Source organism: Candidatus Omnitrophota bacterium, from assembly GCA_028707125.1.
Classification (GTDB): domain Bacteria; phylum Omnitrophota; class Gorgyraeia; order Gygaellales; family JAQTUX01; genus JAQTUX01.
Map to the genome: position 1 here is coordinate 553345 of JAQTUX010000001.1, position 19876 is coordinate 573220.

Annotated in this window: 27 protein-coding genes; all 27 read left to right on the forward strand. The window is 51.5% G+C overall.

The window, feature by feature from the left end; all coding sequences use genetic code 11:
• Positions 1-39: 39 nt before the first annotated feature.
• The 27 genes from PHR44_02550 to PHR44_02680 all read left to right on the forward strand — a co-directional run bounded on the left by PHR44_02550 (position 40) and on the right by PHR44_02680 (position 19834).
• Positions 40-1311, forward strand: a complete 1272-nt coding sequence (locus PHR44_02550) for a DEAD/DEAH box helicase (GenBank protein MDD4909549.1) — start codon at positions 40-42, stop codon at positions 1309-1311.
• Positions 1312-1321: 10 nt separating this feature from the next.
• Positions 1322-1660 (forward strand): hypothetical protein, encoded by a 339-nt coding sequence (locus PHR44_02555; GenBank protein ID MDD4909550.1) that lies wholly within the window; start codon positions 1322-1324, stop codon positions 1658-1660.
• A 170-nt stretch (positions 1661-1830) separates the two neighbouring features.
• The gene (locus tag PHR44_02560) at positions 1831-2286 is read left to right on the forward strand and encodes a 4Fe-4S binding protein (protein ID MDD4909551.1); all 456 of its coding nucleotides are present in this window, start codon (positions 1831-1833) and stop codon (positions 2284-2286) included.
• Between the two features lie 6 nt (positions 2287-2292).
• Positions 2293-2358, forward strand: a complete 66-nt coding sequence (locus PHR44_02565; protein MDD4909552.1) for a hypothetical protein — start codon at positions 2293-2295, stop codon at positions 2356-2358.
• An 11-nt stretch (positions 2359-2369) separates the two neighbouring features.
• Positions 2370-3392, forward strand: a complete 1023-nt coding sequence (locus PHR44_02570) for a bifunctional methionine sulfoxide reductase B/A protein (GenBank protein MDD4909553.1) — start codon at positions 2370-2372, stop codon at positions 3390-3392.
• Between the two features lie 146 nt (positions 3393-3538).
• Positions 3539-4981, forward strand: a complete 1443-nt coding sequence (locus PHR44_02575; GenBank protein MDD4909554.1) for a radical SAM protein — start codon at positions 3539-3541, stop codon at positions 4979-4981.
• Between the two features lie 13 nt (positions 4982-4994).
• On the forward strand, positions 4995-6770 hold the full coding sequence (locus PHR44_02580) for a phosphoenolpyruvate carboxykinase (GTP) (protein ID MDD4909555.1): 1776 nt from the start codon (positions 4995-4997) through the stop codon (positions 6768-6770).
• A 245-nt stretch (positions 6771-7015) separates the two neighbouring features.
• A complete protein-coding gene (locus PHR44_02585) occupies positions 7016-7426 on the forward strand; it encodes a DUF3568 family protein (protein ID MDD4909556.1) in 411 nt (136 codons plus the stop codon).
• Positions 7423-8010 (forward strand): MarC family protein, encoded by a 588-nt coding sequence (locus PHR44_02590; GenBank protein ID MDD4909557.1) that lies wholly within the window; start codon positions 7423-7425, stop codon positions 8008-8010. Before PHR44_02585 ends, PHR44_02590 begins: the two co-directional genes overlap by 4 nt.
• 14 nt (positions 8011-8024) lie before the next feature.
• Complete coding sequence (locus tag PHR44_02595) at positions 8025-8408, forward strand: response regulator (protein ID MDD4909558.1); 384 nt, start codon at positions 8025-8027, stop codon at positions 8406-8408.
• A 1-nt stretch (position 8409) separates the two neighbouring features.
• Complete coding sequence (locus PHR44_02600) at positions 8410-9072, forward strand: hypothetical protein (GenBank protein MDD4909559.1); 663 nt, start codon at positions 8410-8412, stop codon at positions 9070-9072.
• A gap of 17 nt (positions 9073-9089) precedes the next feature.
• Positions 9090-10049 carry a zinc metalloprotease HtpX gene (locus tag PHR44_02605; protein ID MDD4909560.1) on the forward strand — a complete coding sequence of 320 codons (960 nt, stop codon included), beginning with the start codon at positions 9090-9092 and terminating at the stop codon, positions 10047-10049.
• Positions 10050-10139: 90 nt separating this feature from the next.
• Positions 10140-10463: a thioredoxin gene (gene trxA, locus PHR44_02610; GenBank protein ID MDD4909561.1), complete on the forward strand. Its 324-nt coding sequence runs from the start codon at positions 10140-10142 to the stop codon at positions 10461-10463.
• On the forward strand, positions 10460-11530 hold the full coding sequence (locus tag PHR44_02615; GenBank protein ID MDD4909562.1) for an AAA family ATPase: 1071 nt from the start codon (positions 10460-10462) through the stop codon (positions 11528-11530). The genes trxA and PHR44_02615 overlap by 4 nt, the downstream gene beginning before the upstream one ends.
• A gap of 2 nt (positions 11531-11532) precedes the next feature.
• Positions 11533-12462: a phosphate acyltransferase gene (locus PHR44_02620; protein MDD4909563.1), complete on the forward strand. Its 930-nt coding sequence runs from the start codon at positions 11533-11535 to the stop codon at positions 12460-12462.
• Positions 12463-12469: 7 nt separating this feature from the next.
• A complete protein-coding gene (locus tag PHR44_02625) occupies positions 12470-13546 on the forward strand; it encodes an acetate kinase (GenBank protein ID MDD4909564.1) in 1077 nt (358 codons plus the stop codon).
• Positions 13543-13893: an aspartate 1-decarboxylase gene (locus tag PHR44_02630; protein ID MDD4909565.1), complete on the forward strand. Its 351-nt coding sequence runs from the start codon at positions 13543-13545 to the stop codon at positions 13891-13893. The genes PHR44_02625 and PHR44_02630 overlap by 4 nt, the downstream gene beginning before the upstream one ends.
• On the forward strand, positions 13868-14392 hold the full coding sequence (gene def, locus PHR44_02635; GenBank protein ID MDD4909566.1) for a peptide deformylase: 525 nt from the start codon (positions 13868-13870) through the stop codon (positions 14390-14392). The genes PHR44_02630 and def overlap by 26 nt, the downstream gene beginning before the upstream one ends.
• The gene (locus PHR44_02640; GenBank protein MDD4909567.1) at positions 14364-14564 is read left to right on the forward strand and encodes a DUF6485 family protein; all 201 of its coding nucleotides are present in this window, start codon (positions 14364-14366) and stop codon (positions 14562-14564) included. The genes def and PHR44_02640 overlap by 29 nt, the downstream gene beginning before the upstream one ends.
• On the forward strand, positions 14521-15414 hold the full coding sequence (lipA, locus tag PHR44_02645; GenBank protein MDD4909568.1) for a lipoyl synthase: 894 nt from the start codon (positions 14521-14523) through the stop codon (positions 15412-15414). Before PHR44_02640 ends, lipA begins: the two co-directional genes overlap by 44 nt.
• Positions 15411-16382, forward strand: coding sequence for a DNA recombination protein RmuC (locus tag PHR44_02650; protein ID MDD4909569.1), 972 nt, complete (start codon positions 15411-15413; stop codon positions 16380-16382). The genes lipA and PHR44_02650 overlap by 4 nt, the downstream gene beginning before the upstream one ends.
• Before the next feature lie 55 nt (positions 16383-16437).
• Positions 16438-16671, forward strand: a complete 234-nt coding sequence (locus PHR44_02655) for a DUF167 domain-containing protein (protein ID MDD4909570.1) — start codon at positions 16438-16440, stop codon at positions 16669-16671.
• Between the two features lie 15 nt (positions 16672-16686).
• Entirely contained in the window at positions 16687-17169 is a 483-nt protein-coding gene (locus PHR44_02660) for a flavodoxin domain-containing protein (GenBank protein MDD4909571.1), read from the forward strand.
• Between the two features lie 143 nt (positions 17170-17312).
• Positions 17313-17624, forward strand: a complete 312-nt coding sequence (locus PHR44_02665) for a divalent-cation tolerance protein CutA (protein MDD4909572.1) — start codon at positions 17313-17315, stop codon at positions 17622-17624.
• Positions 17608-18300: a cytochrome c biogenesis protein CcdA gene (locus tag PHR44_02670; protein MDD4909573.1), complete on the forward strand. Its 693-nt coding sequence runs from the start codon at positions 17608-17610 to the stop codon at positions 18298-18300. Before PHR44_02665 ends, PHR44_02670 begins: the two co-directional genes overlap by 17 nt.
• Positions 18297-18770: a TlpA disulfide reductase family protein gene (locus PHR44_02675; protein ID MDD4909574.1), complete on the forward strand. Its 474-nt coding sequence runs from the start codon at positions 18297-18299 to the stop codon at positions 18768-18770. Before PHR44_02670 ends, PHR44_02675 begins: the two co-directional genes overlap by 4 nt.
• On the forward strand, positions 18767-19834 hold the full coding sequence (locus tag PHR44_02680) for a hypothetical protein (protein ID MDD4909575.1): 1068 nt from the start codon (positions 18767-18769) through the stop codon (positions 19832-19834). Before PHR44_02675 ends, PHR44_02680 begins: the two co-directional genes overlap by 4 nt.
• The last annotated feature ends 42 nt before the right edge of the window (positions 19835-19876 follow it).

Consider the following 19876-nt stretch of genomic DNA (forward strand, 5'->3'; position numbering starts at 1 on the left):
GTTAGTGCATGAGTGTAAACATAAGGCCTGTAAATCAGCATGAAAGACGAGACAGCAAATAAGGGCGTTGTGCCGCAAGTCCCTGATCAAGAGGGGGCGGGTTTCTACGGATTGGGTATCGCTCCGAAGATACTCGGTATCCTTGAGCACATAAAGTTTAAGGTGCCTACCCCCATTCAGGTAAAGGCCATACCTATGGCGATCCAGGGCAAGGATGTTATCGGTGTTGCCCAGACCGGCACCGGTAAGACGCATTCGTTCGCCATACCTATGGTGCAGCGCCTTGTCCAGGTAAAAGGTGTGGGCCTGGTGATCGCGCCCACGCGCGAGCTGGCGCTTCAGATCGATGAGTCATTTCAGGCGCTGGTGCGCGCCTTCGGTATGAGGACGGCCTGCCTTATAGGCGGGGCGCCGATGGACCCTCAGGTGCAGGCGCTTCGCAAGGGGCCCCGCGTGGTGATCGCCACTCCGGGACGGCTTATTGACCATATGGGCCAGTGGAATTTTATCCCGGAAGAGGTAGTGATGCTTGTGCTTGACGAGGCAGACCGTATGCTGGATATGGGCTTTGCCCCGCAGATCGAAAAGATCCTGCGCCACCTGCCCAGGCAGAGACAGACAATGCTGTTTTCCGCGACTATCCCCAAGGAGATCATGGCGATGGCCGCTAAACATATGAAGCTGCCCGTTTCCGTGGAGATCGCGCCTTCAGGCACTACCGCCGATCGGGTTACCCAGGAGATATTCATCGTTAAGAAAGAGGCCAAGACGCGGCTCCTCGGCAAGCTGCTGGCGCAGTACAAGGGCGCCGTGCTTCTATTTTCCCGCACCAAGCACAACGCCGCGAAGATCAGGCGCTCCATACAGGAGATGGGTTACAGGGCGGCGGAGATCCATTCCAACCGTTCATTAAATCAGCGCCGCGAGGCGCTTGAGGGCTTCAAGTCGGGCAAATACAGGGTGCTTGTCGCCACTGATATCGCCGCCAGGGGTATTGACGTCAGCGGCATTGAACTTGTCATAAATTACGACCTTCCTGATGAGCCGGAAAATTATGTGCACCGCATCGGGCGCACGGCAAGGGCGGGGCATAAGGGCCACGCGATCTCTTTTGCCACGCCCGATCAGGCGCGCGATGTGCGCGATATTGAGAAGGTCATCCGCACTACCTTGCCGATATCGAAACATCCGGATATCTCGGCTGAGCAGTTTGTCCAGTCCTCGCATAAACCTTCGGGGCAGCGCCCCGGCCGCGGCAATTTCTATAAAGGAAAGCACCCAGGTAACCGCCACAAGTTCCATCGTTTTTAAAGGAGGGAATATGCAGATCTCGGAATTAGTGGGGAAGCTGGTGCTTTTTAAGTTCTCCGAAGAAATAAGGCATGGTATGTCGCTCTTTCAGATCTACAAAGACGAGTTGTGGGCAATGGTGACCGGGGTTGATGATATCGGGGTGTGGCTGGAGAACTCCGCCTATGAGTTGGGCGTGTGGTGGGATGAGCAGGGTAACATGGTCCCGCCGGATAAACAGGTTAAGGAAAAGGTCAAATCGCATATCTTTATCCCCTGGCGTTATATAGAAGCGTTGATGAGCGTTGAAGACGAACGCTTCCAGAAGGTAAGGAGTGAACGGCTGCCGGGGTTCAAAGACTACAGGTAGCCGCGCTAGATGCATAAGGCGCAGGGATTGTTACTCAAAGAGAAAAGGCAACACACGTTAATAGTGGAAACCGCGGCAGGCAGCGTTACCGGCGTCCCTACCAGTGTAGGCGGCCTTTCGTTGAACATATAGTAAGGCAGCCCCTTTAATTCCCAGGAGGATAAGATAAATTGAAGAAAAGCCAACTGATCATGGTGTGGCTGCTACCGCTTATCGTGATAGGCGGGTTATTTTTCCCGCTGCTTGGATATCTGGTAGTGGCGATGATGGCGTTTCTTGTTGTCATGGCATTTTTCCGAGGCAGATATTGGTGCTGGAACCTCTGCCCGAGGGGCGCGTTTCTGGACATCGTTATATCTAAAGCGAGTTTAAAGCGGCCTGTGCCGGGGGTTTTCGCGAAGGAGTGGTTCCGTTGGCTGGTATTCGCCCTGTTCATGGCGTTTTTGACCTGGCGTATCCTTAGCGCGGGCGGGAATATTATCGCGGTAGGCGCGGTCTTTGTGTCAATGTGCCTGATCACAACGGTTATTTCAATGGTCCTTGGCGTGGCCACAAGGCACAGGAGTTGGTGCGCTATCTGTCCCATGGGCACGCTCCAGGGCAGGATAGCGAAAAAAGGCAAATGAGCAGCAGTGACAAAGGCAGGCGGCGGGGAGCTTGTCTGCTGCGGACAGCCGATGGAGAAAATAGAGGGATAGGCGGAGGGTTGATGAAAGGGTACTGGAGGTTGTTGCTGGTCTTATTCGCGGTCACCTTCTTATCAGGAGGAGAAATGAAGAGCCCCAAGGATAAGGACAAAAAGATCCCTGTTTTTAATGCTTTGACAGGCAAGGTTGAGGAGGTAGAGAAGGTATATAAGAGCGATGAGGAGTGGAAAAGGATACTTACCCCTCAACAGTATGAGGTGGCCAGGCGCAGGGGCACGGAACAGCCCTTCAGCGGGACCTGCCCCGTACCGCCGAAAGGGGAAAGCGGCATCTACCAATGCGTCGGCTGCGGGACAGACCTGTTCAAGTTTGACGCTAAATATGAGTCCGGCACCGGCTGGCCGAGTTTCTGGGAGCCGGTTTCGGAGTTGAATATACGCCTTGAACCCGACGAGAGTTTAGGCATGCGGCGCACAGAGGCCCTTTGCGCGCGCTGTGACTCGCACCTGGGGCATGTTTTTGACGACGGGCCTCCTCCCACGGGCAAGCGTTACTGCATTAATTCCCTGGCGTTGAAGCTGGCGCCTGTCAAGGCGCAGGATAAGGAAACAGCCGTATTTGCCGCCGGATGCTTCTGGGGCCCGGATGAGGTTTTCCGCACCACGCCCGGAGTGATATCTACGAGGGCCGGTTATACGGGAGGCAGGACAAAAGACCCGGCCTATGAAGATGTGTCTACCGGCCGCACCGGCCACGCCGAATCTGTAGAGGTGGAATTTGATCCGCGGAAGGTCTCTTATGAGCGGCTGCTGGATATATTCTGGTCTATGCATGATCCGACCACGCCCAACAGGCAGGGCCCGGATATCGGCACCCAGTATCGCTCGGTGATCTTCTACCGCGGCCCGCGGCAGAAACTGGCGGCTGAAAAGTCAAAAGAGAAATTGGAGAAGTCGGGTAAATACAAAGATCCGATAGCCACGGAGATCGTTGCCGCCGGAGAATTCTATCCGGCTGAGGAATATCATCAGAAATATTTCCAGAAACGCGGCATGAAGCCGGTTTGCCATATCCCCGCGAAATAGCTGACGGCGGTTCTCAAAGGAGAGCATATGCAGATCTCGGAATTAGTGGGGAAGCTCGTGCTTTTCAAGTTTTCCGAAGAAATAAGGCATGGTATGCCGCCCAAAATATCCTTGATATAGCAAGGTATTACGTATATAATGCGACGATGAAATATAAACACGCTTTATTCCTGAATCCATATATCGAAGGCTCCGCTACGACAGCCATGAAGATGTTCCCTCCCACGGGCCTTGAATATGTCGCTACCAGCGCCAGGGATCTTGTTGATAAGGTGACCCTGCTGGATTTAAGGTATGAGAACGGCCTGTCTGAGCCCGGCAGGCTGATGGATTTTATAAACAGGGAAATAGATATTGTATGCGTTGGTATCGGATGGGACCGCCAGATCAAAGAGATCTTCGGCCTTTTGAACCGGATGCCGGCGGATATACCCCTGGTAGTAGGCGGGTATACGGCGACGGAAAAGGTTGAGGAGATATTCGCGAATTGCCCCGGGGTAGATATTGTCGTCAGGGGAGAGGGTGAAGAGACCATACGGGAGATATTTAAAGACGCGCCCCTTGATAATATCGCGGGCGTTTCCTACAGGGCCAACGGCAGGATAGTCCATAATAAAAACAGGACGCTGCCGGATATAGAGGACATACCTTCGCCGGACCGCGCCTTGAGGCGTAATCAATATCGCCTGACCTTGAACGGCGTTGATATAGCGGGATTGACCTTTGACACGGTCTTGAGTTCCAGGGGCTGTCCCTATAATTGTAAATTCTGCACGTTTACGTTAAACCCCCTGGGCCAGAAGAGGGCCTACTCGGCGCGCAGCGCGGAGTCGGTTGTCAACGAGATAGAAGGCATAAGCGCGAATGTGATACTCTTCAGCGATGAGAATCTCTGCGTTGACGCCAAAAGGGTGGAAGATATCTGCGACCTGATAATAGCCCGCAAGATCAGAAAACGCTTCGCGGCCCAGGTCCGCATTGATATAGCCAAATACCCTTCCTTATTGGAAAAGATGGTTAAGGCGGGGTTTAAGGCGCTTTTGATAGGGATAGAGTCGCCGCATGACTGGATATTGGCCCAGCTGGATAAAGGGTTTGACTCCGACGCCATAAGGAGGGCGTTTGTCGTGCTGAGAAAATACCCTATCTTCTATCACGGGTATTTCATTTATGGCAACATAGGCGAGACCGAAGAGGAGATGCTTGGCATATCAAAGTTCGCCAAGGAGATAGGGATCGACTCTATTACCTTCTTGAAATTGAGGATAGAGAGGTTCTCTCCGCTCAGGGCGATCGCGGAGAAGGCGCCCGGTTATCACGTTACCGAGAGGGGCGAATTATATTCCGACACCTACAGCCACGCGGCGCTGAAAAAGATCGGCAGGAGGATAAAGTTCTCTTTCTATACCCCGTCCAGGTTCCTGAAGATGCTGAAGAGGTGTTTTGAGATAAGGTTTTTTACTTTTAGAGAAATAGCGTCATTATTACTTGTCTTGCCGCTGGTGTTAAAGAATGTCATAGCCAGAGAACTGCAAAAGGGCAGGTTCCTGGATTCCTTAAGGCGCACATTCATACATAACGCGAAATAAAGGGAGAGATATTTTGGCTACACCGCTTCAAAAATGGGTAGAGGAACAGGCGAGGCTGACCAAACCGGACAAGATCTACTGGTGCGACGGTTCGGAAGAGGAGGCGCGCCGGCTCATCGAGATAGGCATAAAAGAAGAGAAGGTCGGAGGCCACCCTGTATTCCGGGAGCTTGATCAGAAAAAATGGCCCAACGCGTATCTGCACTACAGCCATCCGACTGATGTCGCGCGCACGGAACATCTGACCTTTGTCTGTCATCCCGGCAAAGAGATCGCCGGGCCCAATAATAACTGGATGGATCCCAAAGAGGCAAAAAGGATCCTCTCCGGATTATCAGACGGCTGTATGAGGGGCAAGACGATGTACGTGCTTCCTTATATGATGGGCCATCCTGAGTCGCCATACGCGAAGGCCTGCGTTCAACTTACAGATTTATCTTATGTCGCGGCGAGCATGCGCATAATGACGCGCATGAGCAAAACAGTCATAGACAAGATCGGAAACCGCGATGATTTCGTGAAGGGGCTGCATTCCGTCGGGGATTTTAATCCCCAGAAACGTTTTATTATGCATTTCCCGGATGAGCACCTGGTCTGGAGCATCGGTTCCGGCTACGGCGGCAATGCCCTGCTGGGCAAGAAATGCTTTTCCTTGCGGCTTGCCTCCTGGCTGGGGTTCCAGGAGGGCTGGCTTGCCGAACATATGGTGATCATCGGCATCGAAGACCCGAAAGGGAACATAACTTATGTCACGGCGGCAATGCCTTCAGCCTGCGGCAAGACAAACCTGGCGATGCTTGAATCGGTTTTGCCGGGATATAAGATCTGGACGCTGGGCGATGATATCGCCTGGCTCAACGTCGGCGCCGACGGCCGGCTCTACGCGATTAATCCGGAAACAGGGCTTTTCGGGGTAGCGCCCAGCACGTCAATGAAGACCAACCCGAATATGGTGCGCACGCTCAAGGCCAGGAAATTCTACCCGACGTTATTTACCAATGTCGCCTTAAAGCGGGATACCAATGAGCCGTGGTGGGAAGGCGCGGATGAACCGATGTCTTCCGATATGCTGGATTGGCAAGGCAGGCCCTGGGATCAATCCAGCGGTACGAAAGCGGCGCACCCTAACGCGCGCTTTACGGTCTCGGTCTACAATTCTCCGGCCTTATCCAAAGAGTTTGACAACCCCAAAGGCGTGCCTATTTCAGCGATCCTTTTAGGCAGCAGGAGGACGCATTTAATACCGCTTGTAGTTGAAGCGTTCAATTGGCAGCACGGCGTGTTTATGGGCGCCAGGACAGGTTCTGAGACTACTGCCGCGGCCATACACAAGGAAGGCGTATTAAGGCGCGACCCGATGGCGATGCTGCCGTTTTGCGGCTACAATATGGGCGATTACTTTAAACACTGGCTTAATATAGGTAAGCGCCTTACAGATCCGCCCAGGATATATTCGGTCAACTGGTTCAGGACAGATGACAACGGAGAATTCATCTGGCCCGGATTCGGAGATAATATCCGTCTGCTGGAATGGATAATAGACAGGGTGAATAACCGCGTTGACGCGAAAGAGACGCCCCTGGGGTTCATTCCGCGTCTTAATGACCTGAATTTAGGCGGCCTGAAGATCCCGCGGGCAAAACTTGAGAAGCTTTTCCGGATCGATGCTTCCGAATGGAAAGAAGAACTTAAGGATGTAGGCGCCTTTTTTAATAAGTTCTCCGGCCATATGCCCGAGGAGATATGGCGGGAATATAAAACGCTGGTCGATAGATTCACAACCAAATAAAGGAGGGAAGATATGAAGATCCTGATAGCGGTAATAATCATAGTGGTTGTCGCCTTGATCCTGAAGAAGAAAGGCGCCTGTTGCTGCGGGACCAAGAAGCCGGAAGGCCAGAAGTAGATCTACGAGCGCATAGTAACTTTAGCTGTCGGCCCATCAGAAATGATGGGCCTTTTTTTCCATTGTCCGATGAAGGTTATTGAGTTATAATGATTCCCGCGCAGGATAAGGCATGAAAGGGGAAGGCGATGATTAGAAAATTAGTTTTATTGCTTATTTCGGCAGGATTGTCGTTGAATTTGTGCGGCTGCGCTGTCCTGGTAGCCGGCACTGCCGGCGGGGCAGGCACGGCATATTGGCTTACAGGCAGGTTGTCGGAACAGGCAGGCGCGTCAATGGATGAGGCCGCGGCGGCTGTGAAGTCGGCGATGAGGTCTCTTGGGCTTGAAGTGGTCAAGCAGGCCATAAAACAGGACGTTGTGCAGTTTATCGGCAGATACCGCGACGCAAAGACGGTATGGGTGGACCTTCACAGGATCTCGGATACCGTGACCAGGGTGGAAGTGCGCGTGGGGGCGCTCAAGAGAGATAAGGCGGCAGCCGCGGAGATATTAAGCGAGATCAGGGCGAATATCAAAGGCAGAGGGGGCAGGTTATGATCAAAAATATCATGTTATCTTTTATACCGGTATTCGTCGCTGTTGACGCCATAGGCGTCTTACCCCTTTTTATCTCATTTACCCAGGGGATTACGAAAAAGGAGAGGTGGCTGATCATACTTCAGTCGATGTTGACGGCCATATGCCTGGCGGTATTTTTTATCTTTCTCGGCAAGACCATTTTCAAGTTCCTGGGTATCACCATGAGCGACTTTATGATAGCCGGCGGCACTATACTTTTTTGCATAGCCATAATAGATATTGTCAATCCGCAGAAGAAGCGCCGCATACCTAACGGAGAAATGGCGGCCGTTCCCCTGGGCACGCCTTTGATCGTGGGGCCGGCGGTCCTGACAACCTCATTGATCATCATCGGAGAATACGGCCTCATACCTACTCTTGTATCCGTGACGGTCAACGTCTTGCTGGCAGGGCTTATATTCGCTTCTTCGGATGTTTTAATAAGGGCCATAGGCAATTCCGGGGCAAAGGCGCTTTCCAAGGTAATGAGTTTACTTCTGGCCGCCATAGCGGTTATGATGGTTAGAAAAGGTGTATTTCAAATAATACTATCCTTGACATAGAGGGAGGTTGCAGCATGCTTAAGCACAAGAAGATCCTTATTGTGGATGATGAAGAGGAGGCGGTATGGTTTTTTGCCAAATTCCTCAAGAAGAGGGGCTATGAGGTTGTTACCGCCCATACAGGACAGGACGGGATCGCGCTGGCGCAGAAGTTTATACCGCATTTAGCCATTATTGATTTGGGGCTGCCTGATATGGACGGCTCCGATGTCGCCGTAAAGATCATGGAGGCCCCGCTGCTTAAAGAGACCAAGATCATGTTCATCACAGGCACGCTTACGGATGAAGAAGGGGGGAAGATCGATCTCATAGGCAACAGATATGTGTTAACCAAGCCTTGTGAAGTGGATAAGATATTGGAGGTAGTTGAACGGCTCATAGGGGCCGGGCAGGAATAGGATGAATCTGTTATTTTTGGGCATTATTTGCGCCGTGGTAGCTTTGATCGCGGCCGCCTTTATTTCCGCGCCCGCGCCGGGCCGCAAGGCAAAGAAACAAAAGAAGCCGGGCAAGGAGAGGCCGCAGCCGGAAAACTCCCCCGCCCTCGTCCCTGAATATAGAGCCAGGCAGCTGGAAGAAGAATTAAATACCGCGAAGGCGGACGCGTCGGCGGCGAAGGCAGAGCTTGAGGCGCTGAAAAAGGGTTATGAGGACTTGAAGGCGGAGTCAGCCCAGAAAGAAAAATGGGTCAGCAGAGACGATTCCGAACTTGAGAAGACCAAAAAAGAGAATATTTTATTTAAGGAGAAATTGGTGAATAAGGAAAAAGAACTGGAAAAAGAATTCTCCTTGAATTTCAATCTGGACAAGGGGCTCAAAGAGAAAACGCAGCGGCTTGAGGCGTCGGAGAAAGAAAACAAGGCGATGAAGGATGAGATAATGGCGCTGCAGGCGAAGGTATCGGGGTATCAAAAAGAAACACAGGAGCAGAAAAAGATCATTGAGGCCGCGAAAAAGAAAGAAGAGCAGAGCGAGTGGATCTCAAAAAAAGAGTATAATGAACTTAAGCAAAAATTGACTGAGAAAGAGAATGAGATCAAGGGGCCGCGGGAAAAGCCGTAAGCAGGGAGGTTGAGATCATGTGGTATTTTAAATTAAGGATGTATCTTTTACTTATAGCGTTGTTCGGGATCCTGTATATGTTCGCCACTATGATCGGCGTAGGTATGGGCATCAGCAACTTTTATTTCTACCTGGCGCTTTCCATCGGCTTTATGTTCCTGCAGTATATGATCGGGCCGAAGATCGTGGAGTGGTCAATGCGCGTTAAGTATGTTGAGAGAAGCGAGTATCCGCGGCTGCATCAGATGGTGGAAGGCCTGGCGCAAAGGGCGGGTATCCCCAAGCCAAAGATCGGCGTTGCCCGGATACCCATACCCAACGCCTTTGCCTTCGGCAGGGGCAGAGGCGACGGAAGGGTCTGCGTGACAGAGGGTATTATGAACCTGCTTGATGAAAATGAGTTGAGGGCGGTGATGGGCCACGAATTAAGCCATCTTAAGAACCGCGACGTCCTCACCATAACCCTGCTTTCGGTGATCCCCATGATCCTTTACCGCGTTGCCTGGCATTTTATGTTCTTTGGGGGAGGCGGCAGGAGGGACAGGGGCGGGGCGAACACGGCGTTGATAGGAATGGCCGCGTTTTTCTTCTATTTCCTGACCAACCTTCTGGTCTTGTATGCCTCGCGCATCAGGGAGTATTTTGCCGACAGGGGCTCGGTATCTTTGGGCAACAGCCCTCATTCGCTCGCGTCGGCGCTTTACAAACTGGTATACGGCTCAGCCAGGATGAACAGGGAGGCGTTGAGGAGCGCGGAGGGGCTGAAGGCATTCTTCGTTAATGACCCCTCGCGGGCGATGAGGGAGATCAGGGAATTAAGCCAGCTGGATCTGGATAAAAGCGGCACTATCGACAGCCGCGAATTGGAGTCATTGCGCGTAAGGCAGGTAAGATTAGGTTTCGGCGATAAATTGATGGAGGCCTTAAGCACCCATCCCAATATGCTTAAGAGGATACAGCAGCTGTCAACATATTAGATATTACAGCGCCTACATCGCCCTTGATTGAGCGGAAATCTTGTGATATATTAAATACCTTCTTAATCATCAACAACGGAGGCAGCCGATATGGCGTTAGTACATTTAAATGACGGCAATTTTAATGACACAGTCCTTAATTCAGAAGTGCCTTTTCTGGTGGATTTCTGGGCGGAGTGGTGCGGCCCCTGTAAGATGATCTCTCCTGTCATAGATGAAGTGGCAAAGGAGTACAAGGGCAAGCTTAAGGTAGGCAAGGTCAACGTAGACGAGGCCTCCAATACCGCGTCATCTTACGGCGTTATGTCCATACCCACGCTTATATTTTTTAAGGGCGGCAAGGCGCTGACTCAGATCGTAGGGGCGGTAGGCAAGCAGCAGCTGGAAAAGAAGATCAAAGAGATAATCGTGTGAAGAAGGTCTTCATATCAGCCACAAAGCAGAACGACGGCAAGACCACCGTTTCTCTCGGGTTGATCGCCAATCTTCAGAAACGCTTCAAGAACGTGGGGTTTATAAAACCTATCGGGCAGAGATACCTCGAGGAAGACGGGGCGCAGATAGATGAGGACTCCATACTCATAGAGGAGGTCTGCGGCATAAAGGGCGTCTTGAAGGATATGAGCCCGGTTGCCGTTGAGCGCGGGTTCACCGAAAGATATATCGCCTCGCCTGATCGTCAGGCCATCAGCCGCCGCGTAAAAGAGGCGTTCAAGCGGATAGCAAAAGGCAAGAACCTCGTGGTGATCGAGGGCACCGGACACGCGGGCGTCGGCTCTGTCTTTGACCACTCTAATTCCGCGGTAGCCAAACTCCTCGGTTCAAAGGTTATCATAATTTCTTCAGGCGGGGTAGGCAGGCCCATTGATGAGATCCTGCTTAACAAGGCCCTGTTTGAAAGGGACCGCGTAAAGGTCATAGGCGTCATAATCAATAAGATCCTGCCCCAGAAATTCCACAGGATAAGCAAGACCGTCAGGCAGGGCCTTAGCAGGAAGGGCATAGACGTTTTAGGGATAGTGCCGTATGATCCGATGTTGTCGGAGCCGACAATGTCCCAGATACTGGAGGAGACGGGGTTCAAACTTTTTTCCGGAGGGGATAATCTGGGCAATCATATTTCCAACATACTCGTCGGGGCAATGGAGCCGGCTGAGGCAGTGGAGTACGTAAAAGATAAAAGCCTGATAATCACTCCCGGAGACCGCGAAGACCTGATCTCCGCGGTGCTCAAGTCAAAGGCGGGCGGGGTATCCGGCATAGTGCTTACGGGTGAGAAGTCCGTATCTTCAAATATGGCTGATGTCCTGAAGCAGAGCGGGATACCGGTGCTGCTGGCCCCTCAGGATACGTATTCGGTCGTATCCACGATACATGATCTGACAGTAAAGATAAGGCCGCAGGATACGAACAAGATAAACAGGGCGATAGAGGTCATTAAGCAATACGTGGATTTCGAAAAGATATTGGAAAGGATGTAGGTATGGACATAGTGGCAAATTTAAGAGATAAGGCAAAGAGGAGGATGAGGAGGATAATCCTTCCGGAGCCTGATGACCGGCGGGTCGTAGAGGCGGAGAAGATCATCCGTGAAGAGAAGATCGCCGACGTTACCCTGCTAAGCAAGGGCTTGATGGATAAAAAACTCATGGGCCGTTTTACGGAGGAATTTTTTGAATTGAGGCAGTCCAGGGGCATTACCCTGGATGAGGCAAAACAGACGGTTTCCGACCCGCTTTATTATTGCGCGATGATGGTAAGAGACGGCATGGCTGACGGGTTTGTCGCCGGCGCCGCTTACACCACCCCCAGCGTTGCCAGGGCCGCGATATATTGTCTGGGCCTGGATAGAAGGCTGGATACTGTATCAAGCAGTTTTATTATGGTAGTGCCTGACTGCGCTTACGGCGATAATGGTGTTTTCGTGTTCGCCGATTGCGGTATAGTCCCCGACCCCAGCCCGCGGCAGTTGGCCAATATCGCCGTATCCACCGCTGAATTGGCCAAGAGGGTGCTTGATATAACTCCGCGGGTGGCAATGTTGAGTTATTCTACCAAGGGCTCTGCCGAAGGCAGGTTTGTGAATGAGGTAAAAGAGGCGACTGCCCTGGTCAAGGAAATAGAGCCGGGCCTGCTGGTAGAGGGAGAGCTGCAGGTTGACGCCGCCATCATACCGGAGGTTTCTCAGATCAAATATCAGGATTCCGCGATAGGAGGCAGGGCAAACGTGCTGATATTCCCGGATCTGGAGTCCGGTAACATTGCCTATAAGCTGGTCCAGCGCCTCGCCAAGGCGCGGGCAATAGGCCCTCTGTTACAGGGCTTGAATAAGCCCGCGAGCGACCTCTCGCGCGGCTGCGAAGTAGATGATATAGTTGACTGCGTGGCAGTGACGTCGTTGAGGGCAAAGTAGAGAGTAGATGAAGATACTCGTAATCAATTCAGGCAGCTCATCCATAAAATACCGGCTTTATAATATGCCGAGTGAGGAGATCGTACTCAGAGGCATGATTGAACGCATAGGGGAGCGTAATTCAAAGGTAAAGAACCACCATCAGGGCCTGGAATTGATCCTTTCTAAAGTCGGCGAGGTAGATGCCGTGGGCCACAGGGTCGTGCACGGCGGAGAGTTTTTTAAAAGGCCGTCTTTGATAAATAGCCGCGTCGTCAGGGTGATAAAATTATGCTGTAAGCTCGCGCCTCTGCACAATCCCGCTAATCTTGAGGGCATCAATGCCTGCAGGCAGCTGCTGCCCGGGATTAAACAAGCGGCGGTGTTTGACACGGCGTTTCACCAGAGTATTCCCGGCTACGCGTTTATATACGCGCTTCCGTTCAGCTACTATAAAAAGCTTGGTATCCGCAGGTATGGCTTTCACGGCACAAGCCACCAGTACGTGACGAATGAGGCGGCAAAAATACTCAGGAAACCCTTAAACAGGGTGAACATTATCAGCTGCCATCTTGGCAACGGCTGCAGCATTACCGCGGTAAAGTCCGGCAAGTCCGTGGATACGAGCATGGGGTTCACGCCTTTGGAAGGGCTGGTCATGGGCACGCGCTGCGGCGACATTGACCCGGCGCTGGTAACCTTCATAATGCGCAGGAAAAAAATGGGCCGCGAGGAGATGGAGCGGGTGCTCAATAAAGAGAGCGGGCTCAAAGGGCTTTCCGGCATAGGCAATGATATGCGCAGAATAGAGGAGGCGGCGCGCCGCGGCAGTAAGCAAGCGGCCTTAGCGCTGGATGTCTTTATATATCGCATAAGAAAGTATATAGGCGCGTATCTGGCCGCGATAGGAAATACGGACGCGGTAGTGTTTACCGCCGGCATAGGCGAGAATCAGGGTTATATCAGAGCAAGGATCTGCCGGAATCTTTTTGATAATCTTAAAAACAGGCCGCGGGTGCTGGTTATCCCCACGGATGAAGAATTAATGATCGCCAGAGAGACATACAAGATCATAGGAAGTCGCCAGGGAGGTATGGAGAGATGATGAGGACGATGTTGAAGTCAAAGATAAGCCGCGCGCGCATTACGGACGCCAATCTTTATTATGAGGGCTCCATAACCATAGACGAGGCGTTGATGGATGCCGCCGACCTTATAGAAGGGGAGAAGGTCGAGGTTTTTAACTTGAATAACGGGGCGCGGTTTGAAACCTACGTTATAAAGGGCAAGAAGAACAGCGGCCAGATCTGTTTGAACGGCCCGGCGGCAAGGTCAGGCCACGTTAAAGATGATATCATAATCCTTGCCTACGCTTTAGTGGATGATACAAAGGCGGCCGCGGTAAAGCCGAAAAAGGTCTCAGTTGATGAAAGAAACAGAATTAAAGATTAGGGTCATCGGGGAGCATATACTGCGCAAAAAGGCGGGTTTGGTAAAAAAAGGCGAGATCAATGATGAGATGCGCCTGACCTTAAGCAGGATGGCGCGGCTTATGTATAAGACCAAAGGCGTGGGCCTGGCAGCCCAGCAGGCGGGCATTGACAAAAGCATCACCGTTATAGACGCGGGCACAGGCATATACAAACTTATCAACCCGAAGATCGTTTCAAGGTCCGGCTCTGAAAGCATGGAAGAGGGGTGCCTGAGCATTCCCGGGGTCTTTGTGAAGGTGAAGAGGGCCGGGTCTGTCGTGGTGGAGGCGCTTGATGAATACGGCCAGCCGCTTGAGATCAAAGCGCGGGGGCTTCTGGCGCGCGCGCTTCAACATGAGATAGACCACTTAAACGGCAAATTGATAATAGACCACCTGGATCTGTTTAATAGAATGCGGCTGAAAGGCAAAATAAAAGAACTGGCAAAATATGGGAAACTGTCCGAATCAGAAGATTAATATGGCAATGTGCAACTGCAGCTATGAGCCCTGTTCCAGAAAGGGCGTATGCTGCGAGTGCCTGCACTACCACCGCAAAAACGGCCAGCTGCCGGCCTGTTTTTTTTCCTCAGATGTAGAGAAGACGTATGACCGTTCAATTGAGAGGTTCATCAAGGCGCGGTCTGCCTGAGTGGTTCAGGCAGCGTATCCCCGGTGAGGCGGCAGGCGCGCTCAGCGGTTACCTTAAGCGAAAACAGATAAACACGGTTTGCGGGAGCGCGCGTTGCCCCAATATTTCCGAGTGTTACAGCCGCGGCAACGCCGCGTTCATGATATTGGGGGATAAGTGCGGCCGCTCCTGTTCGTTCTGCGCCGTAGAGAAGGCCCAGGGGCCTTTTAGCGTAGACGCGGATGAGCCGCGCAGGGTTGCCGAGGCGGCCAGAGAGTTGGGGCTGCGATACGTTGTTATTACTTCGCCCGCGCGCGATGACCTTCCGGACGGCGGCGCGGGGCATTTTGCCGGAACGATAAAAGAGATAAAGCGGATCAATCCGGGCGTGAAAGTAGAGGCATTGATCCCCGACTTTAAGGGAGACGCCCGTTCGTTAAAGACAGTCCTTGATGCCTCGCCGGCCTGCCTCGCGCACAACATAGAGACAGTGCCGAGATTATACGGCGCGCTGAGGCCGGGCGCGGATTATTCCGTTTCGCTGAAGATACTTTCGGAAACAAAGAGGGTAACGCCGGATATGATGACCAAGTCTTCTCTTATGTTGGGCCTGTCGGAACGCGGCGAAGAAGTTACGCGGGTATTCGAGGACTTAAGGCGCGTTGAATGCGATATTCTCACGCTGGGGCAGTATCTGGCGCCTTCAGATAATAATTTTCCAATACACAGGTTCGTTACGCCGGATGAGTTCAAAGAGTATGAAGAGATCGGCCTGCGCCTTGGTTTCAAGGCGGTATTCTCCGGGCCCAGGGTGCGCAGTTCCTATCTGGCTGAGCAAACGCACAGTTCAGCCGAGGCGTTAAGAATATGACTATAGTCCTGATATTGATCGCGGTTATAATTTTAGTTATTCTGGGGGCGGCGGTTTTCAAAATAAACTCCTCTCTGAATTCCCAGATGTTTAATATTTCGCGCGAGGTCAGCGAGAAGTTAGGGCAGTTAGGGGAGGCGTTGAACAATACACATAAGATCGTGGGCGACCGTTTAGACGGCAGCGCCCAGATCATAAGCAAGGTACATTCCGCGTTAGGCGAGATAAAGGAGTCATACAGGCAGATCAATGAGAAGATGAAAGAGTTTTCTTCGTTTCAGGATATGCTCAAACCCCCGAAGATAAGGGGCGGCGTAGGCGAGACCATGCTTGAGAGCATCATCAGCCAGGTATTCGCGGACAAAAGAGAATTTTACGATTTCCAATATCAGTTTAAGAGCGGAGAGAAGGTGGACGCGGTCATAAAACTGGGCGGCAATGTTGTCAGCATTGACGCGAAGTTCCCCCTGGAGAGCTACAGAAGGATGAAGGACGCGCAGAACGAAGAGGAGAGGCGGCAATACAAGAGAGAGTTCGCCTCTTCCGTTAAATTCAAAATAGACGATATCGCCAAAAAATACATACTGCCGGACGAAGGGACGTTTGATTTCGCGCTTATGTATATACCGGCAGAGGGCATATATTATGAGATCATTCAGGATAATCAGGTCTGGTCTTATTCGTTGGACAAGAAGGTCATCCCCGTATCGCCCAACACCTTTTATCCCTATCTTATGGTTATCTGGAGAGGGCTCAGGGGGATGGCCCTGGAAAAAAATATTGAAGGCGTATTGGTGAATCTGAAGAGGACAGAGGTTGAATTCCTGAAGTTTAAAGATGAGTTCAGGGTCCTGGGCAGCCACCTGAAGAACGCGCGGGAAAAGTTTGACGACGTTGATAAGCGGCTTGAGCGGTTTTCCGATAAGCTGTCCGTTGTCTCGAATATCCCGCTGGAAGACAAGAGATAAATGGACCCCATACTTACGTATGGGGAATAGGAATGCCCCACACGTAAGTGTGGGGATGCAGAAAGAGAATTTGTTGCGGATCAATATTAGAGTAATACCCGGCGCAAGCAGAGATAAGATCGTCAAGGAAAACGGACGATTAAAGGTTTACGTATGCGCTCCAGCCGAATCCGGCAGGGCGAATAAGGCGGTGATCGATCTGCTCGCGGATCATTTTGACAAAAGAAAAAGCGGTATTGAGATAGTGAAGGGCGGGCATTCAAGGGATAAGGTCGTTCAGATCGATTAGGGCATGGAGGGAGACATGAATAAGGTATTGGTCATTTACTATTCCAAAAGCGGAAACACAAAGAAGCTGGCCGAGATCTTTACGGAAGGCCTGAAGAACGAAGGAGTGGGCTTTGACCTGAAGGACGTAGGGTCCGTAAAGGCCGACGACCTGCTCAAATACGGCGGCATTGCCATCGGCTCTCCCACTTATTACGGGACCATGGCCTGGCAGATAAAGCAATTATTTGATGAGTCGGTTAAGTTCCATGGGAAGCTTGATGGTAAGGCGGGATGCGCTTTCTCCTCGAGCCATAATGTAGCCGGCGGCAACGAGACGACGATCGTGGATATGCTTTGCGCCATGCTCATACACGGTATGATAATTCAAGGAGACCCGCAGGGAGACCACTACGGAACGGCCTCTATAGGCGCGCCCGATGCCAGGGCAAGCAAGATGTGCAAGAGGCAAGGGGAGAGATTTGCTAGATTGGTAAAAACTCTAAACACTAAACTCTAAACACTAAACAAACTACAAACTCAAAACCATAAACTACAAACATCAATAATAATTAAGTTTTGGGTTTGGAGTTTGGAACATTTGGGTTTATTTAGAGTTTAGGGTTTTGGGTTTAGTGTTTTATTTGCGGATGGAGAAAGAAAGTGAATATTGTAGTTTTAGTGACCGCTTCCAATAAGGAAGAGGCGCAGATTATTGCGAGGAAGCTTTTAGAAGATAAGCTGGCCGCCTGCGTCAACATAATCGAAGGCGTGAATTCTTTTTTCTGGTGGGAGGGCAAAATAGACAACGCCCAGGAAGCGCTTATGGTCATAAAAAGCAGCAAGGGTAAATTCAAGCGGCTTTGCGCGGCTGTCAAGTCAGCGCATAGTTATGATACCCCTGAGATCATCGCCCTGCCGGTTGTGGCGGGCGAGAAAAAATATCTGGATTGGCTCAATGGATCCATCAGGTAACCCCATAGGTTATATCGCCGCGTTTATAGGCGGCGCTCTGGTAAGTTTCACGCCGTGCACTTATCCGCTTATCCCCGTAATTTTAGGGGTCATAGGCGTTGCCGGTTCTGTTTCGCGTTTAAGAAGTTTTATTTTGAGTTTAGTTTACGCGCTGGGCGTCGCCTTTGTTTATTCGCTGCTGGGAATAGCCGCGGTGCTTAGTGGAAAATTATTCGGCAGTATCAGCGCCAACCCCTGGGTATACATTTTAGTGGGAAATATCTTTGTGTTTTTCGGGTTATCTATGCTGGAGGTGTTTGACCTGCGCGTTACAGTAAGGTCCTTCGCGGCGGGCCCCGACAAAGTCGGGGCAGGCAGGCCGAGAAGAGGATTGCTCTACATATTTATCCTGGGCGCTGCTTCCGGGCTGGTGATCGGCCCCTGCACCACTCCCGCGTTAGGCGCTATTCTTACCTACGCGGCCGCGGGACAGAACCTGTTTTACGGCGCGTCACTGTTGTTTGTTTTCGGTTTAGGCATGTGCTCATTGCTCATCGCCGCCGGTTCCTTCAGCGGCATGCTGGCATCGCTGCCGCGATCCGGAAAGTGGCTGGTATATATCAAGAAGGCCTGCGGGATAATACTGATCCTCGCGGGAGAATATTTTATCATAAAGGCGGGTATGCTATGGCTATGAGAAAGGTAATCTTGTTTTTGTCGTTGTTTTTATTCATCAGCGCTAATCCTGTTTTCTGTCAGGATGATAAGGCGCCGGATTTTACGCTCAATGATCTGGAAGGCAAGGCCTTTGAATTCTCTAAATTCAGCGGCAAACAGGCGGCGCTGCTTTTTTTCTGGACGACCTGGTGCCCTCACTGCAGGTCCGCGATCTCCCGGATAAGCCGGGAGCATGAGGCGCTTGCCAAAGACGGCGTGGCCCTTTTGGCGGTAAATATTGAAGAGCCGAAGGAGCGCGTAGGTAAATTCGTAGATGACTTAAAGGCCGGGGGCCACAAGGTAGATTTCTCCATATTGATGGACGAACAGGGTGGCGTGGCGAGGAGTTATTCCGTGATCGGCATACCTACCTTCATCCTGGTTGACAAACAGGGGAACATCGTATTCAAAAATCACTATTTTCCTGATGATTACAAAGATAAGATATGAAAGGCCCGGCAGTGAATGACTATAATTTTATAGCCACCGGCATAGGAAGCCTTCCCCACAAGGACGCGAAAACGGCGGTGGGCCTGGTCCTGCGCCACTGCCCTGATATGCCTTTCTGGCCGCAGCTGCCCCGGTTAAGCAGGAAAGAAGATATGCTGGCCCAGTTCTCTGAGGGCATACCCTGTATTAAGGAGGTTGAGCCAGGCCTGCTTTTTGATGAGGATGCCTTTAATCAGAGCAAGCCGCTTGAGGATTTTCTTGAGGAGCTGGTGATCCACAATGTTGACTATTTCAAGATAAACCCTTCACACGCCCGCGGGCTGCCGGAGTTTAAGGAGCGGCTGAAGCAGCTGGATCTAAGCGCGGTTCACTCTCTCAAATGCCACGTCACGGGGCCGTTCACCTTTTGCGCGGGCATAAATGATAAAAAGGGCAGGTCCATACTTTATAATGAGGTCATGAGGGACGCCGTTACCAAGGCGCTGGCTATGAAGGCGAGGTGGCAGATAAGGCAGTTTGCCGAGTTCGGCAAACCGATAACCGTCTTTTTTGACGAGCCCTTCCTTGCCTGTTTTGGCTCTGCTTTTACGCCCGTGAACAAAGAGGATGTAAGCAGGGTCCTGGGGGAGGTATTTGAGGAGGCGCGGAAAGAAGGCGCGTCCACGGGCATACATTGCTGCGGCAACACGGACTGGTCAATGCTGCTTGAACTGGGGTCCCTTGACATAGTCAATTTTGACGCCTTCAGTTTTTTTGACAGGTTCTCTCTATATTCCGCGCAGATAGACAGTTTTCTAGAAAGGGGCGGGGCAATATGCTGGGGCATAGTCCCTACTCTGGATTTTAACGACAAGATCAAGGCAGAGGAGCTGGCAGCCCGGCTTAAAGGATACATTGAGGCGCTGGTGAATAAAGGCGTTAACAGGCAACGGCTTACGCGCCAGTCCCTGGTCAGTCCCAGCTGCGGACTTGGCTCTATAGAAGAGAAGAAGGCGGAAAAGATCCTGGCGCTGCTTTCCGAGGTGCCAGGAATTTTAAGAAAAGATTTGACAAAGGCCGGATGAGAAGTTATTATAAGGACCTGCTTTTCTCCAAAATCGTTTTAA